General features: G+C 61.2%; 14 protein-coding genes and 1 tRNA gene. 7 read left to right on the top strand and 8 right to left on the bottom strand.

Going from position 1 to position 14,644, the window contains the following annotated elements:
• Positions 1 to 34: 34 nt before the first annotated feature.
• Positions 35 to 2,470 (bottom strand): ATP-dependent Clp protease ATP-binding subunit ClpA, encoded by a 2,436-nt coding sequence (gene clpA / locus LG281_RS01500; RefSeq protein ID WP_404403663.1) that lies wholly within the window; start codon positions 2,468 to 2,470, stop codon positions 35 to 37.
• 13 nt (positions 2,471 to 2,483) lie between these two features.
• A complete protein-coding gene (gene clpS / locus LG281_RS01495; RefSeq protein WP_404406582.1) occupies positions 2,484 to 2,843 on the bottom strand; it encodes an ATP-dependent Clp protease adapter ClpS in 360 nt (119 codons plus the stop codon).
• A gap of 411 nt (positions 2,844 to 3,254) precedes the next feature.
• On the opposite strand from clpS, the gene LG281_RS01490 reads away from it, so the two are divergent.
• Positions 3,255 to 4,751: an SPOR domain-containing protein gene (locus tag LG281_RS01490; RefSeq protein WP_404403661.1), complete on the top strand. Its 1,497-nt coding sequence runs from the start codon at positions 3,255 to 3,257 to the stop codon at positions 4,749 to 4,751.
• A 50-nt stretch (positions 4,752 to 4,801) separates the two neighbouring features.
• On the top strand, positions 4,802 to 5,083 hold the full coding sequence (locus LG281_RS01485) for a hypothetical protein (protein WP_404403659.1): 282 nt from the start codon (positions 4,802 to 4,804) through the stop codon (positions 5,081 to 5,083).
• Positions 5,084 to 5,268: 185 nt separating this feature from the next.
• On the opposite strand, the gene LG281_RS01480 is transcribed toward LG281_RS01485, so the two are convergent.
• From LG281_RS01480 to mgtE, 3 genes are all read right to left on the bottom strand, one after another.
• On the bottom strand, positions 5,269 to 6,144 hold the full coding sequence (locus LG281_RS01480; protein ID WP_404403657.1) for a division plane positioning ATPase MipZ: 876 nt from the start codon (positions 6,142 to 6,144) through the stop codon (positions 5,269 to 5,271).
• 182 nt (positions 6,145 to 6,326) lie between these two features.
• On the bottom strand, positions 6,327 to 6,752 hold the full coding sequence (locus tag LG281_RS01475; protein ID WP_404403655.1) for a DUF1489 family protein: 426 nt from the start codon (positions 6,750 to 6,752) through the stop codon (positions 6,327 to 6,329).
• Between the two features lie 365 nt (positions 6,753 to 7,117).
• A complete protein-coding gene (gene mgtE / locus LG281_RS01470; protein WP_404403653.1) occupies positions 7,118 to 8,533 on the bottom strand; it encodes a magnesium transporter in 1,416 nt (471 codons plus the stop codon).
• Positions 8,534 to 8,700: 167 nt separating this feature from the next.
• Between mgtE and LG281_RS01465 the strand changes: the two genes are divergently transcribed.
• Entirely contained in the window at positions 8,701 to 9,276 is a 576-nt protein-coding gene (locus tag LG281_RS01465; protein WP_404403651.1) for a DNA-3-methyladenine glycosylase, read from the top strand.
• 77 nt (positions 9,277 to 9,353) lie between these two features.
• Here the strand turns inward: LG281_RS01465 and LG281_RS01460 are convergent, their stop codons facing one another.
• From LG281_RS01460 to LG281_RS01450, 3 genes are all read right to left on the bottom strand, one after another.
• On the bottom strand, positions 9,354 to 9,977 hold the full coding sequence (locus tag LG281_RS01460; RefSeq protein WP_404403649.1) for a L,D-transpeptidase: 624 nt from the start codon (positions 9,975 to 9,977) through the stop codon (positions 9,354 to 9,356).
• A gap of 207 nt (positions 9,978 to 10,184) precedes the next feature.
• Positions 10,185 to 10,271: transfer RNA gene (locus tag LG281_RS01455), tRNA-Leu, on the bottom strand.
• 185 nt (positions 10,272 to 10,456) lie between these two features.
• Entirely contained in the window at positions 10,457 to 10,690 is a 234-nt protein-coding gene (locus LG281_RS01450) for a FliM/FliN family flagellar motor switch protein (protein WP_404403647.1), read from the bottom strand.
• 76 nt (positions 10,691 to 10,766) lie between these two features.
• On the opposite strand from LG281_RS01450, the gene lipB reads away from it, so the two are divergent.
• The 4 genes from lipB to folP all read left to right on the top strand — a co-directional run bounded on the left by lipB (position 10,767) and on the right by folP (position 14,638).
• On the top strand, positions 10,767 to 11,504 hold the full coding sequence (gene lipB, locus LG281_RS01445) for a lipoyl(octanoyl) transferase LipB (RefSeq protein WP_404406580.1): 738 nt from the start codon (positions 10,767 to 10,769) through the stop codon (positions 11,502 to 11,504).
• Positions 11,505 to 11,677: 173 nt separating this feature from the next.
• Positions 11,678 to 12,226: a DUF4282 domain-containing protein gene (locus tag LG281_RS01440; protein ID WP_404403645.1), complete on the top strand. Its 549-nt coding sequence runs from the start codon at positions 11,678 to 11,680 to the stop codon at positions 12,224 to 12,226.
• Positions 12,227 to 12,437: 211 nt separating this feature from the next.
• Complete coding sequence (gene rimO / locus LG281_RS01435; protein WP_404403643.1) at positions 12,438 to 13,787, top strand: 30S ribosomal protein S12 methylthiotransferase RimO; 1,350 nt, start codon at positions 12,438 to 12,440, stop codon at positions 13,785 to 13,787.
• Positions 13,784 to 14,638 carry a dihydropteroate synthase gene (folP, locus tag LG281_RS01430; protein WP_404403641.1) on the top strand — a complete coding sequence of 285 codons (855 nt, stop codon included), beginning with the start codon at positions 13,784 to 13,786 and terminating at the stop codon, positions 14,636 to 14,638. The genes rimO and folP overlap by 4 nt, the downstream gene beginning before the upstream one ends.
• Positions 14,639 to 14,644: the final 6 nt, after the last annotated feature.

Genomic DNA, 14,644 nt, shown 5'->3' with positions numbered 1-14,644 from the left:
GCCGGCCTTTCGCATTTCAGATACCCGGTGCCGTTCAGGTGTCCTGCTCGGCGTCCTTGGTCTTTTTCGACCGGCCGGAGCCACCGGATTTCGCCTTCGAAGCCGTCGACTTGGCACGGCTGCTCGCGGGCTTCTTGCCGCCCTTGGGGCCGGTAATGGCTTTGGGCCGCGCCGGACGCGGCGGCACGGACACCAGTTCGAGCCGCGCCTCATCGCCCTCGCCGACAACGGTGACCTTGACCGAACCGCCCTTCTGCAACAGCCCGAACAGCACCTCCTCGGCCAGCGGCTTCTTGACGTGCTCCTGGATCACGCGGCCCAGCGGCCGCGCGCCCATGCGTTCGTCGTAGCCCCGGACCGCAAGCCAGTCCGCGGCCTCCGGCGTCAGCTCGATGGTGATACCCCGTTCGGCAAGCTGCCCTTCAAGCTGCAGCACGAACTTCTCGACAACCCGCTGCACCGTCGCAGGCGGCAGCGGCGCGAACGAGATGATGGCATCGAGCCGATTGCGGAATTCCGGCGTGAACATCCGGTTGATCGCTTCCTCGTCGTCGCCTTCCTGACGCACGCGCCCGAACCCGATCGGCGCCTTGGCCAACTCGGTCGCGCCGACATTCGACGTCATGATCAAGATGACATTGCGGAAATCGACCTGCTTGCCCGAATGATCGGTCAGCTTGCCGTGATCCATCACCTGAAGAAGGATATTGAACAGATCCGGATGCGCCTTTTCGATCTCGTCGAGCAAGAGCACGCAATGCGGATGCTGGTCGACCCCATCGGTCATCAGGCCGCCTTGGTCGAACCCGACATAGCCCGGAGGCGCGCCGATCAGCCGCGAGACGGTGTGGCGTTCCATATATTCGGACATGTCGAACCGCAAAAGCTCGACGCCGAGCGTATCGGCAAGCTGCCGCGCCACCTCTGTTTTGCCGACGCCGGTCGGGCCCGTGAACATATACGACCCAATCGGCTTTTCGGGCTCCCGTAGCCCGGCACGGGCCAACTTGATCGCCGAACTGAGCGCCTCGATGGCCTTGTCCTGCCCGAACACAACCCGCTTGAGGTTGGTTTCGAGATTGGCCAGAACTTCGGTATCGGACTTGGACACCGATTTGGGCGGTATCCGCGCAATCGTCGCCACCGTCGCCTCGATATCCTCGACATTGATCGTCTTCTTGCGCTGGCTCTCGATGACGAGCATCTGCCGCGCACCCGTCTCGTCGACAACGTCGATGGCCTTATCGGGCAGCTTGCGGTCGTTAATGTACCGCGCCGAAAGTTCCACCGCCGCCTTGAGGGCATCGTCGGTGTATTTGAGCTTGTGGTAGTCCTCGAAATAGGGCCGCAACCCCTTCATGATCTCGATGGCGTCAGGGATCGTCGGCTCGTTGACGTCGATCTTCTGGAACCGCCGCACCAGCGCCCGGTCCTTTTCGAAGAACTGCCGGTATTCCTTGTAGGTCGTCGACCCGATGCACCGGATCGCCCCCGAAGCCAGCGCGGGCTTCAAAAGGTTCGACGCGTCGAGCGCCCCGCCCGAGGTCGCCCCCGCACCGATCACCGTATGGATCTCGTCGATGAAGAGAATGACATTCTCCTTCTTCTCGAGTTCCTTCATGATCGCCTTGAGGCGTTCCTCGAAATCGCCGCGATAGCGCGTACCCGCGAGCAATGCGCCCATGTCGAGCGCATAGATCGTGGCGTCCTCGAGAACTTCAGGCACCTCGCCCTCGACGATCCGCCGTGCGAGCCCTTCGGCAATCGCCGTCTTGCCCACACCGGGATCGCCCACATAGAGCGGGTTGTTCTTGGACCGCCGGCACAGAACCTGGATCGTCCGCTCGAGCTCGGGTCCACGCCCGATCAGCGGATCAATCTTGCCCTTCCTGGCCTTCTCGTTGAGGTTGATGCAGAAATCGGCCAGCGCCGAACTCTGCTGCGCGCCGCCTGAACCGCCACGCTCGGTGTCCTCGGAGAACCCCGGCCCGCCTTCCTCCGCGCCGCGCACGGGCCGGTCCGCATTGCGGCCGGATTTAGCAATCCCATGCGAGATGAAGTTGACGGCGTCGAGCCGGCTCATGTCCTGCTGCTCGAGGAAATAGGCTGCATGGCTCTCGCGTTCGGCGAAAATCGCCACGAGCACATTAGCCCCGGTCACCTCTTCGCGGCCGGAGGATTGCACATGGATAACCGCGCGCTGGATCACGCGCTGGAACGCGGCGGTCGGCCGCGCATCCTGCCCATTGGGCACGACGAGGCTGTCGAGTTCCTCGTCGATGAATTCTTCAAGATCGGCTCGTAGGGCCTCGATATCGACATCGCAGCCCGTCAGAACGGCGATCGTATCGCGGTCTTCGGTCAAGGCCAGCAACAGGTGCTCGAGTGTCGCGAACTCGTGGGCGCGTTCGCGCGCGAGGTTCATTGCCTGGTGCAGTGCCTTTTCGAGGCCGCGGGAGAATGAAGGCATATCTGTTCGCTTCCTATTGCTTTTCCATCACGCATTGCAGCGGATGCTGGTTGCGCCGTGCGGCGTCCATCACACGAGTGACCTTGGTTTCGGCCACCTCATATGGAAAGACCCCGCATTCCCCCACACCTTGATTGTGAACCTGCCACATGATCTGCGTCGCATCGTCCTGCGACTTGTTGAACACTTCCATCAATATAAGGACCACGAACTCCATCGGCGTGTAGTCGTCGTTCAAAAGCAGAACGCGGTAAAGGCTGGGACGTTTGGTTTTCGGCCGGGTTTTCGTAACGAGCCCGGTCTGCCCCTCTCCGTCATCGTCCTGTTTCCCGCCCGGTCCCATGCACAAATCCGACCCTGTGGCCGGCAGCATCGAAGCGGCCAGGCGATCGGGCGTTCTGGGTGCGGCTACCGAAGCGAAGATGGTCACGGCGAGTCGTCCACTAGCGTTTAGATGGGCCCCATTATGTAGGGAAATCTTGGCGCATGTTAAGGGGCCTCGTCACATCAATCGCACGTGAATGCCTGACACGCGAATTTGGCACAAATTTTAAGTGCTTTACCGATTTGTAACCGCGCGGGGACTAATTTCCTCTCTGGTATCTGCGGGCAACAGGTCATTTGGGGGACAAGGTGGCCTGCTCGCACGAGTTGAGTAACGGCGCTGCGTTTTGCGCCGATAAGTAAAGAGTTGGAGTTCCGGGTGCAGGCCCTAGAGCGTCGTTTTTCTGCGCGCAGTTCGATTGCGCGTCTTGTCCTCTCAGTGATCTTAACTCTCTTCGCAGTGACCTTTGTCACCGCGCCCGCGAGCGCTGGCAATGTTCCGCGCGCCTATGCCGGCATTGTTGTTGACGCCAAGACGGGGCAGGTCCTCTATCAGGACCACGCCAACGACCTGCGCTACCCCGCGTCGCTTACCAAGGTGATGACGCTCTATATCCTTTTCCAGGAACTCGAAGCGGGCCGGCTTTCACTCGACTCCCGCTTGAGCGTCTCCGCCCACGCCGCCGCCGCCGTTCCAACCAAGCTCTATGTTCGCGCCGGCTCGACGATAAAGGTCGCGGACGCGATCAAGGCGCTCGTGACGCTTTCGGCCAACGACGTTGCCCGCGTGATCGGAGAGAACATCTCCGGCACCGAGAGTGAATTCGCCGTCCGCATGACCCAGACCGCGCGCGCGCTTGGCATGAGCCGGACGACCTATAAGAACGCTTCTGGCCTGCCCGATAGCGGCCAGGTAACAACCGCCGCCGACCAGGCCACGCTTGCACGTGCCATTTACCTGCACTTCCCCAGTTATTACGAATATTTCCAGACGCGCAGCTTCACATATAACGGCAATACCTACGGCAACCACAACCGGCTCCTGGGCCAGAACGGCGTCGACGGCATCAAGACCGGCTATATCAATGCCTCGGGCTACAACCTCATGACGGCAGCGCGGGCCAACAACCGCCACATCGTGGTCATCGGCCTGGGCTTCAACACCGGCGCATCCCGCAACGCCCGCGTCGCCGACCTCGTGCGCACCTATATGCCCAAGGCGCGCTCGGGCGACTATTGGCGCGAAGCGATGATCGCGCGTCCGACGCTTCTGGGCACCGGCTCCAGCGTCCGCGTCGCCGCGGCTTCGGCGCCGCTCGACGGCCTGCCACCGGCGCGCCCGCCGCACCTTGTGCCGTCTTCACCCATCGATCTTGGCGCACCCATTCAGGTTGCATCGATCGATCACGCGACACAGCCTGTTCCGCCCGAACCCCGGGACATCCCGTTCCAGGTCGTCTCCGCCGAGGATATCCCAACACGTCCGGGCGATAGCGCGCTCGAACAGGCCACCTATGTCGCCACAGGCGTACCGCCCACCGAACAGCCCTCCTACCCGGCCAACGATCCTATCGGCGCTTGGATCGCCGAGACACTCAAACTGGGCCCGACGACCAATGCGGCGGGTGAGATCGTGGCACCGTCGCCGGTAGCGCGTCCAGAAGGTCTTACGATCGATCCCGTGGTCACCAACTCCGCCAACGCGGTCCCCACCGGCGGCTGGATCGTCCAGGTTGGCGCGGCAAACAGTGAGGACGGTGCTAATGCGCTCATCGCCGAAGCCACGAGCACCTACGCCCAGCTCGCTGACCTACGGAGCTACGTCGAAACCTTCAATCGCAACGGCCAGACCTTCTACCGCGCCCGGTTCGCCGGCTTCGCCGACCGCAATCAGGCGAGCGCGACGTGCGATCAGCTCACCCGGCAACAGCTGAGCTGCCTCGCCGTACAAGGATAACGCCGCCGCCCTATCGCCAATCTTGGTGCAGATGTAACGGAGTAGCCCCAATGAGCGACACGACCCCGCTGACCCAACTTGCCCATTTCGAGCCCGGCTCGCCGCTTGCCTCGGAAGATAAGGGCGTGCGCGACTCGGCCCTGCGAGCGATGCTCAAGGGGCTGGAGGCGCCGCGTCCGGTCCATCGCCGGGTCACCGATCTGCTTGGGGTCGTTATGGCGCTTTCAGCGCGCACCCGCCGCATGGTCATGCCCCGTGTCATGATCGATGTCGATGTGTTCGCCCCCGGCGGCCGCCGCGCCGTCCGACTCCACTTTCCACCTGAAGCCTGAAGATCCGGTCGTTAACGGCTCAGAGCCTGCCCCAAAAGTCCGCAGCGGAGGATTGGCGAGGGATTTTTGGTCGGAATCGAGGAGGAATTTTGGGCGATATATTGCACATATTGGCTAAAATTCCTCTTCGATTCCGGCCAACAAAGACCCGCCAAGCCGACCCGTCGGACTTTTGGGTCAAGCTCTCAAGCCAAATGATGCTCGAGCTGTCCTCCAGTCGCGCTCAAAGACGCACGACGCCCTCCACCGCTCTGTGAATCATGCGGCAGCGCCAGGGCGTCGACCAACCGGCGATATTCCTGTCGCGCGCTGACGAAACTCATGGTCGGAATACCCCCCAGCCAATCTTCGTCCAGCGAATCGAATACCGTCATCCCAATGGGAAACAGCGAGCGGAAGATCACCCGCTCGGCGATGCCGTCGGCGATCCGGCATCCGAGCCTCGCCGAGATGTTCTCAACCCCGGCCTGCACCAGCCGCATATTGCGCGAGCTAAGCGTCGAAAGCCGGTTACGCACCAGCACCCAATCTATACTTCGCCCGTCGATCGCCAACCGCTCCTTGCGTGCCCGCTGAACGAGCCGGGTATAATGGCTCAGTTCGATAATCTCCGCGGTATCGGGATTGAGCCGCGCGATAACGTCGAGATCGATCAGACTGTCATTGAGCGGAGTAATCAGCGTGTCCGCGAGCGAATGTGCCAGCCGCGTGAGATGCGTATCGAAGCCTGGGGTGTCGATGACCAGAAAGTCGATATCGTTCTCGACTTCGGTCACCGCCTGCCGGAGCATTTCGAACTCCATCATCTTGTTCTTAGAGACGGAATCGCCGCGTGATTGCGGCAGATGAAAATGCGTCGGATGCAGAACGCTGAGCGCCTTTTCCTTGGCCCATGCACGCCGGTTGCGGATATAGGCGGTCAGGGTCTGTTGCCGGCTGTCGGCGTCGATGGTGGCGACGCGAAACCCTTCGCTGAGCAGATAGACGGCAAGGTGAAAAGCGGTCGTGGACTTGCCCGAGCCCCCCTTCTCATTGCCAAGCACGATCACATGCGCGCCCATACGGCAAACGCCCCTCTCTCCAACGGTACCGGCAGTTGCTGCGGTCAGTCCCCGCACGTTCCGGACAAACCATAAAAATAGCGCCCAATCATGAACAGATCATGATTCGGCACGCCTATTGTGGGCGAGGTCCCAGCATTTGCCAACGCGGAGGGGTTTTCCCAATCGTGGATTTACCTGGGCTAAAGAAGCCCAAATTTGGCTAATTCTTCAGCCATCCCCTCGGGCGGAAGGTCTTCGCCGGTACCGGTCGAAAGGTCTGCCGGCGCGTCCTTGGGATCGAGATAACGCCACCCCTGGAACGGCCGGCGTGGCTGGGGCACCGTACGGATGAGTTCGGAGTCCATGAGGATATCGCAGCACGACCGGCCTTCCTCATCGACCGCCGCCTCCAATGCAACGATCCTCTGCCGGCACCGGACCGCACCCGCTATCACCCAATAGAGCGATCCCTGCCCCACGATCTCGTCTGCGCGCTTGGGCATCATCCGCGTGCGGTGCCGGTTGAGGCCATCCGGACGGCCCAGACCTTGGGCCCGTCTGTGCTCACGCCAGGCCACGAGTTCGTCCACAGAGGACACACCGACACAAAGCTTGATGATATGCATGGAAAATCCCGACTGCCGGAAATGAAAAAGGGGCGCCGCCGTACGGTCACCCCTTTGTCTAAAACCTGCTCTGGTTATCGTCAAAAGCGAAAATACGCGTGTTGCGCTTACGCCCCGGCGATCACAGAGACAATGAAACCAAGCGAGATCAAGCCAACGAAAGTCCAGCTTGCAGCCCGCCAGCATACGGCCTTGGATTGGCTACGCATGCAAGCTCCTGTGTTCTGTTGTACCCCATGCGCCCCGGCTCTCGCCGACGCGCAGTTAAGTGCTAGTTAACCAAGGCTTGGCGCGAATGCAACCGCAATGTTGCCATATTCACGCATAGCTTGCCTGCGCTGCCCGAATGGCGCCACGACGACGCCCTAATAAAGACCGAACCAGAGCCCCGCAAGTCCGAGAAACGCAAAGAACCCCACCACGTCGGTTACCGTCGTCACGAACGCCGATGAGGCGACAGCGGGATCGGCGCCCATCTTGTCCAGCGCAAGCGGGATCAGGATGCCCGATGTTCCCGCGGCGACCATGTTGATGATCATCGCCGCCCCGATCACGGCTCCCAAAAGCGGATTGGAAAACCAGACCCAGGTCACGACCCCGATGAGCGCCGCAAAAATCACCCCGTTGGCCACCCCGACCAAAAGCTCGCGCAAGATAAGCCGCCGCACGCGATAGCTGTCGAGTTCCCGCATCGCGATTGCACGTACGGTCACCGTCATCGTTTGCGTCCCGGCATTCCCACCCATCGACGCGACGATAGGCATGAGCACGGCCAGAGCCACCATCTGTTCGATCGTCGCATCGAAAAGGCCGATAACAACCGATGCGAGGATCGCCGTCGCAAGGTTGACCGCCAGCCAGGTCACGCGCGATTTGACGGCGTCCCAGACGCTATCGGATATATCTTCGTCGCCGATACCCACCATACGATGGATATCCTCACCCGCCTCCTCGTGAATGACGTCGACCATGTCGTCGATGGTGAGAACACCCACGAGCCGCTTGCTTTCGTCGACCACCGCCACTTCGACCTGGTCGTAACGCTCGAAAACGCGCGCGGCCTCTTCCTGGTCCTCATTGGCGTCGATCTCGCGGACCTGGGTGTTCATGATGTCCGAGATTCGCGTCGCGCGCTGCACGCGCAGGATGCGGTCGAGCGGGATCGTGCCCAAAAGCGAGAAGGCGGGATCGACCACATAGATCTGATAAAAATCGTCCGGCAGATCGTCGTTTGTCCGCAGGTAGTCGATCGTTTGCCCCACGGTCCAGAACGGCGGGATGGCGATGAACTCGGTTTGCATCCGCCGCCCGGCGGACTCCTCGGGAAAATCGAGGCTGCGCTTTAGGGAAAGCCGCTCGAAGACCGGCATCTGCGCCAGGATCTCGTTACGGTCCTCCTCCTCGATATCCTCGAGAATGTAGACCGCATCGTCGCTGTCGAGATCGGCCATGCCCTTGGCGATATCCGAATTCGGCAACGCCTCCATCAGATCGATGCGCACCGAATCGTCGACCTCGGTCAGGGCCGAATAATCGAACGTCTCCCCCATCAGCCGCACGAGCTTCACCCGCTCGTCATGCGGCAAGGACTCGATCACATCGCCGGTTTCCGATTCATGGAGCGGCGACATCAGCGCGATGAGGCCATCCGCATCTTCTGCATCGAGCGCGGCCTGCAACTCGCTCATCCACTCGGGATTGAGCCGGCCATCCTCGTCGCGCAGCTCGAATTCGGGAGCGGTCTCTTCGGGTTCAGGAGTCAGATCGGCATTCTCGCTCATGCGGTGCTCCTTTCCCGGTTCTATAATCGCGCCATGCGCGACTCTTTTCTCGCTCGTAGCCCGTGCCCTACCCTAATCCCGGCGAGTTTGCCATAGCTCTTTGTTGTCCGAATGCCTGCCACGCCAGCGCCCTTGCTCCACCATAAGGCGTAACTTATACCGGCCATATGACCATTCTCGCCGCTCATACCCCGCTCGACACGCCGGACGTCTTCGACGATGACGTGGTCGCCGTCGCGAAACGCCTCATCGGCGCGCGGCTCGAGATCAACGGCGTGGCTGGTATTATCGTCGAGACCGAAGCCTATGACCGCTACGATCCCGCCTCGCACAGCTATTCGGGCCCTACAAATCGCAACGCGGCAATGTTCGGCCCGCCCGGCATGGCCTATGTCTACCGCTCCTACGGCATCCATTGGTGTGTCAACGCGGTCTGCCGAACCGGAAGCGCCGTTCTGTTCCGCGCCCTCGAACCGGTCGAGGGCATCGACCTGATGGCCACCCGCCGCGGCACATCGGATCTGAAACGCCTCTGCGCCGGTCCCGGATGCCTCACCCAGGCCCTCGGCATTGACATAGGCCACAACGGCACACCGCTTTACGCGGCCCCTTTCCGGCTCACTCTCGCGGAACACTCCATCGAAATCGAAACCGGAACGAGAATCGGCATCACCCGGGCCGTCGAAACGCCATGGCGTTTCGCCCTCAAAGGCTCACGATTCCTCAGCCGCCGCATGAACTAAAACGCCCTCCGGAAAAACCGAAGGGCGCAAGCAGCGTGAGATCCGACGCAGCGCGTAGCCAGTGTGAGAAGGCCGGGTTAAGCTTGGACGACGATCACGCGCGTCCCCGTCGGCACGCGTTCGTAAAGATCGATGACATCGTGATTGAGCATGCGGATACACCCGCTCGACATCGCCAACCCGATCGAGCGCGGCTGATTTGTGCCATGGATGCGGAACATCGTATCGCTGCCGTTACGGTAGAGATAAAGCGCACGCGCACCGAGCGGATTGTTCGGCCCTCCCGGCACCCCATTGCGATAGGGCATGTTCGCTTCGGGGTTGGTCCGCAACATGTTTGCCGTCGGCGTCCAGCTTGGCCATTCCGCCTTGCGTCCAATATACCCGCGTCCCCGGAACGCCAGCCCCTGCCGGCCGACACCGACGCCGTACCGGATCGCCCGGTCGTTGCCGAGCGTCCAGTAGAGGAACTTGTTCGCAGTATCGACGACGATGGTGCCTTCGGGCTGATCGGTCTCGAAGTGCACTTCCTGCCGCCGCAATTCCGGATCGATCCGGCTGAGGCTCATCGCCGGCAACGGGAACGGCTCGTCACGGACCGGCGCGTAGGCATTGACGTAAGTGTTCGTGCTCCGTGTCGAGGTGCACGCCCCGACAAGGAGGGGAAGGCCGATAAGAAAACTGCGGCGCGTAAGACTCATGAATGCTACCCAAGCGTGAAATCGTCAACAATGAGACTAAGTATTAACCCTAAAATTTAAATGAATTCTCACCATAAACGCCCGCAAAAGCATATTCCGCGCCTCCCAAAGGCTTTTTTGGGGTCACGATTGCGTGGGGAACGCGCGGAGGTACCGCGCGAAAACATGCCTATGATTTTGGGAGAGCCGATCCTCGCCTGAGGATGATGGTGCGGTCGAGAAGACTCGAACTTCCACGGGAGTTACCCCACAGCGACCTCAACGCTGCGCGTCTACCAATTCCGCCACGACCGCACTGTCATGGAAACGCTTGCCGTCCGGCGAAGCGAGCCTGCATGTAGCAAAACCGACATCAAGGCTCAAGGGCCAATTTCGCCTTTGGAGATATTCTTTTGCACCCGTTCTGCAATGCCCCGAAATCAGAGCCCACCCGACAATTCGGTGATTGGGAGCTGGCGAGGGATTTTTCGGCTGGGCGCTCAGGCGGGCTTGACCACCTTTTCGGTCACCACCACATTGAGATGCCCGTCGTCCACCTGCACCTCGCCCTTTGCGACAAGCGTATTATTGGCATAAATGCGCATCGGGTCGTTCTCGAAGGCGTCGAGTTCGATCACCGCGCCGCGACCGAGACGTAGCAGATGATGAATCGGCAGCGTGGCAGCGCCGAGTTCGACGGAGACGTCAATTTCGATGGAGTTGAGCGTATTCATACCCGACCTTTGTGAACGAGCGCACCGACGAGAATCAGAGTCACCCCCGGGCGCATGCAACGAGCTTTGAATGACCATGGTTAGTGAACCGTTAACAATTGACGCTGCAACCGGGAACCCTCCCGCGTCGCGCCTGCTCCGCCCCGACGCACATCCTGCCGGCTGGACGATCTCGGAAGGCTACGTGCCCTACCCCTTCGCCCTCGAAACCATGCGCTCACAAGCCGCCGCGATCGCGCGGGACGAAGCCGACGAAGCTGTCTGGCTGCTCGAACACCCGCCCCTTTATACCGCCGGCACCTCAGCCCGTCCTGACGACCTGCTCGCCCCCGACCGCTTTCCGGTCTTCGAGGCCGGGCGCGGCGGACAATATACCTATCATGGCCCCGGTCAGCGCGTCGCCTATGTCATGCTCGATTTGCGTCAGCGCGGCCGCGATATCCGCGCACTCGTCAACGGCCTCGAGCAATGGATCATCGACACACTTGCGGACTTCAACATAAAAGGTGAGCGTCGGGAGGGCCGCATCGGCGTTTGGGTACGCCGTCCGGAAAAAGGCCCGCTCGCCGAGGACAAGATCGCCGCTATCGGCGTGCGCGTCTCGCGCTGGGTCAGCTTCCACGGCATCGCGCTCAACGTCGCCCCCGACCTGACCCACTATGACGGCATTGTCCCGTGCGGAATTTCCGATCGCGGCGTTACCAGTTTCGAGGATCTGGGCCAGATTGTAAGTCTTGCGGAGGTCGATTCTGTGCTAAGAGCCCGATTTGAGGACCATTTTGGTCCCACCAATGCCTTGCCTCACCTGAAATGAGCGGCGGCAGCCGTTCATTTCAGGTGAGAATAACAAGGCCACACCCGAAAAACCGAGCGGGCTGTATCGTCTTTTTTGAAGTTACGACCCGTCGGGCTTGTTTCCGGACGCTTTGAGACGCAATCTGGCGGTTGACGAATCCGGCTTCTCAACACGGTGCAAGGACGAAGACCATGCAGTTCGAAGACGTCAAGAAACTCGCGACCGGTACGGTCCTCTTTAACCTCAACCGGATCATCGCCCCGCGGCTGATCACCATCCTCTACCTTCTCGGCCTCGCCGGGATCGTCCTTTGGGCAGTCGATCACTTCTTCTATAGCTTCCGCTTCGGCTTCGGGAACGGGCTTTGGGGCCTTATCGAAATCGCCGTGTTCGGCCTCTTGGGCCTTGTCATCCTGCGGATCGTCTGTGAGGCGGTCATAGTCTTCTTCCGCGCCCATGAGACAGAAGCCGCGCGGGCGACGCAGCCTCGCGCTGCGACCTCACTCATCGATGACGTCCGCGGTGCCATAGAGGAATTGGCTGACGAGGAAGAAGAAACCGGCTCGCCCCCGCAACCGGCCGCCGCATCTCAGGCGACAGCGTCCGCAGCCGCGCCTGCTCCTGCCAAAAAAGCCCCGGCCAAACGTGCTTCAACAGCCTCTGCCGGCACGAAAAAGACAACCGCGCCGAAAAAACGAAGCACCACGACGACAAAGGCGTCCACGCAAAAGACACAATAGCGTTGCACATGGCGCGCAACCGCCCCGCATGCGCAAGGATTGACCTTGGCTCGTAATGCGCTATTGAAGCGGCAAAATGCGACGGATCGGGGCCAGCGAATGCCAAAAGCCCCGATACCGCTGCCGTAATTCCAAAAATGCCACTGGCCGTGCCCGCACTATGCGGACAGCGGTGCCGCATTTGCAGACACAAGGTTGCATAGACGCCATCATGAGCGCGCCGACCGAACAAAACGCCCCAAAAATCGGCCTTGTCAGCCTTGGCTGTCCCAAGGCCCTCGTCGATTCCGAACGCATCCTCACCACCCTGCGCGCGCAGGGTTATACCTTCTCCCCCTCCTATGAGGGCGCGGATGTCGTCATCGTCAACACCTGCGGCTTCCTCGACAGCGCCAAGGCCGAAAGCCTTGACGCCATCGGCGAAGCGATCAGCGAGAACGGCAAGGTCATCGTCACGGGCTGTCTGGGCGGCGAGGAAGAACTGATCCGCCAGACCCACCCCGGCGTCCTTGCGGTCTCCGGCCCGCATCAATATGAAGCCGTCGTCGGCGCCGTCCATGAGCACGTGCCCCCCGTCCCCAACGCCTTCGTGGATCTCGTCCCCGAGCAGGGCCTGCGGCTCACGCCGCGCCACTACGCTTACTTGAAGATTTCCGAAGGCTGCAACAACCGCTGCTCGTTCTGCATCATCCCCTCGATCCGCGGCGACCTCGTCTCGCGCCCTATCGCCTCGGTGCTCTACGAGGCTGAACGGCTGGTCAAGGCCGGGGTCAAGGAGATCATGGTCATCTCCCAGGATACGAGCGCCTATGGCGTCGATTTGAAGTACGCGACGTCCCCCTATCGTGGACGCCAGGTCGAAGCCCGCTTCCAGACACTCGCCGAAGAACTCGGTAATCTCGGGGTTTGGACGCGCATGCACTACGTCTACCCCTATCCTCATGTCGACAATGTCATTCCGCTGATGGCGGAGGGCAAGATCCTGCCCTATCTCGACATCCCCTTCCAGCACGCGAGCCCGCAGGTCCTCAAGACCATGCGCCGCCCCGCCAACCAGGAAAAGACCGCCGACCGCATCCGCAAATGGCGCGAAACCTGCCCCGACCTCGCCATCCGCTCGACCTTCATCGTCGGCTTCCCTGGCGAGACCGAGGAAGATTTCGAAATGCTGCTCGATTGGGTCCACGAGACCAAAATCGACCGCGCTGGCGCCTTCCCCTATGAGCCGGTCACTGGCGCCAAGGCCAACGATCTCGGCCTCGACATTGTACCCGAAGAAGTGAAAGCCGAGCGTTACGGCCGCCTGATGGAGGCCCTCCAGGAGGTTTCGACCGAGCGGCTCGCCCAAAAGATCGGCCGTACCATCGACGTGCTGGTCGATGACGTTGAACCCGAAGACAACCGTGCCATCGCCCGCAGCCAATGGGATGCGCCCGAGATCGACGGCAATGTGATTGTCGATGATGCCACCGGCATCAAGCCCGGCGACATGGTCTCAGTGAAAGTCGTCGAGTCCGACGAATACGATCTCTACGCCGTACCCGCGGACGCCTTGCAATGATCCACAAGCCGTTCGAAGTGCCGATGGGGTCCGACACGCTCCGGTTGGGGCCAAGCCCCCTCATCATGGGCATCTTGAACGTCACGCCCGACAGCTTCTCCGATGGCGGTGATTTCGTCGATGTGGATGCCGCCGTGCGCCAGGCAAAACACCACATTGCCGAAGGCGCCGATATCATCGACGTCGGCGGCGAAAGCACCCGCCCCGGATCGGAAGAGGTCTCTGTTCAGGACGAGCTCGACCGGGTGATGCCCGTCCTCGACGCGCTGGCGGCGGCGCCCATCGGCAAACCGGTCTCCATCGACACGTATAAAGCGCTGGTCGCTGATCAGGCCATTCAGGCCGGCGCGGCCATGGTCAACGACGTCTGGGGCCTCCAGCGCGACCCCGAGATCGCCGACGTCGTAGCCCAGCATGGCGTCCCCGTTGTCGCCATGCACTGGGACGCCGAGCGCGACCGCGATCTCGACATCATCTCCGAGATGACCCGCTGGCTCACGCGCACCATCGAGATCGCGCTGGGCGCGGGCATCCCGCAAAACAAGATCGTCCTCGACCCCGGATTCGGTTTCGGCAAGACATTCAGAGAAAACTATATCCTCCTGAATCGACTCCACGAATTGCACGCGCTGGGTTTCCCGCTGCTCATCGGAACCTCACGCAAATCCATGCTCGGCAAGCTCCTTGATGTACCGCCCAAAGAGCGCGTTGCCGCCACGGTCGCGACCTCCGTCATCGCCTATCAGCAGGGCGGGCACATTTTCCGTGTGCATGACGTAAGGGAAAACCGTGATGGCTTGCGCGTCGCCCAGGCAACGCTCTATGGTCCGCCTGCCGGTGTGGAGGGCTAAGCGCAA

This window comes from Pelagibacterium halotolerans (genome assembly GCF_044811015.1).
Classification (GTDB): domain Bacteria; phylum Pseudomonadota; class Alphaproteobacteria; order Rhizobiales; family Devosiaceae; genus Pelagibacterium; species Pelagibacterium halotolerans_A.
Note: the sequence above shows the minus strand (reverse complement) of the source record. Positions and strands in the feature narration are given on the sequence as shown.

Bases quoted from the DNA above. Each gene is read 5' to 3' on its own strand.
- LG281_RS01475 (WP_404403655.1), bottom strand. From the start codon at position 6,752: ATGCATATCATCAAGCTTTGTGTCGGTGTGTCCTCTGTGGACGAACTC.
- lipB (WP_404406580.1), top strand. From the start codon at position 10,767: ATGGTTAGTGAACCGTTAACAATTGACGCTGCAACCGGGAACCCTCCC.
- clpS (WP_404406582.1), bottom strand. From the start codon at position 2,843: ATGCTGCCGGCCACAGGGTCGGATTTGTGCATGGGACCGGGCGGGAAA.
- clpA (WP_404403663.1), bottom strand. From the start codon at position 2,470: ATGCCTTCATTCTCCCGCGGCCTCGAAAAGGCACTGCACCAGGCAATG.
- LG281_RS01480 (WP_404403657.1), bottom strand. From the start codon at position 6,144: ATGGGCGCGCATGTGATCGTGCTTGGCAATGAGAAGGGGGGCTCGGGC.
- LG281_RS01450 (WP_404403647.1), bottom strand. From the start codon at position 10,690: ATGAATACGCTCAACTCCATCGAAATTGACGTCTCCGTCGAACTCGGC.
- LG281_RS01440 (WP_404403645.1), top strand. From the start codon at position 11,678: ATGCAGTTCGAAGACGTCAAGAAACTCGCGACCGGTACGGTCCTCTTT.
- mgtE (WP_404403653.1), bottom strand. From the start codon at position 8,533: ATGAGCGAGAATGCCGATCTGACTCCTGAACCCGAAGAGACCGCTCCC.
- rimO (WP_404403643.1), top strand. From the start codon at position 12,438: ATGAGCGCGCCGACCGAACAAAACGCCCCAAAAATCGGCCTTGTCAGC.
- folP (WP_404403641.1), top strand. From the start codon at position 13,784: ATGATCCACAAGCCGTTCGAAGTGCCGATGGGGTCCGACACGCTCCGG.
- LG281_RS01485 (WP_404403659.1), top strand. From the start codon at position 4,802: ATGAGCGACACGACCCCGCTGACCCAACTTGCCCATTTCGAGCCCGGC.
- LG281_RS01465 (WP_404403651.1), top strand. From the start codon at position 8,701: ATGACCATTCTCGCCGCTCATACCCCGCTCGACACGCCGGACGTCTTC.
- LG281_RS01460 (WP_404403649.1), bottom strand. From the start codon at position 9,977: ATGAGTCTTACGCGCCGCAGTTTTCTTATCGGCCTTCCCCTCCTTGTC.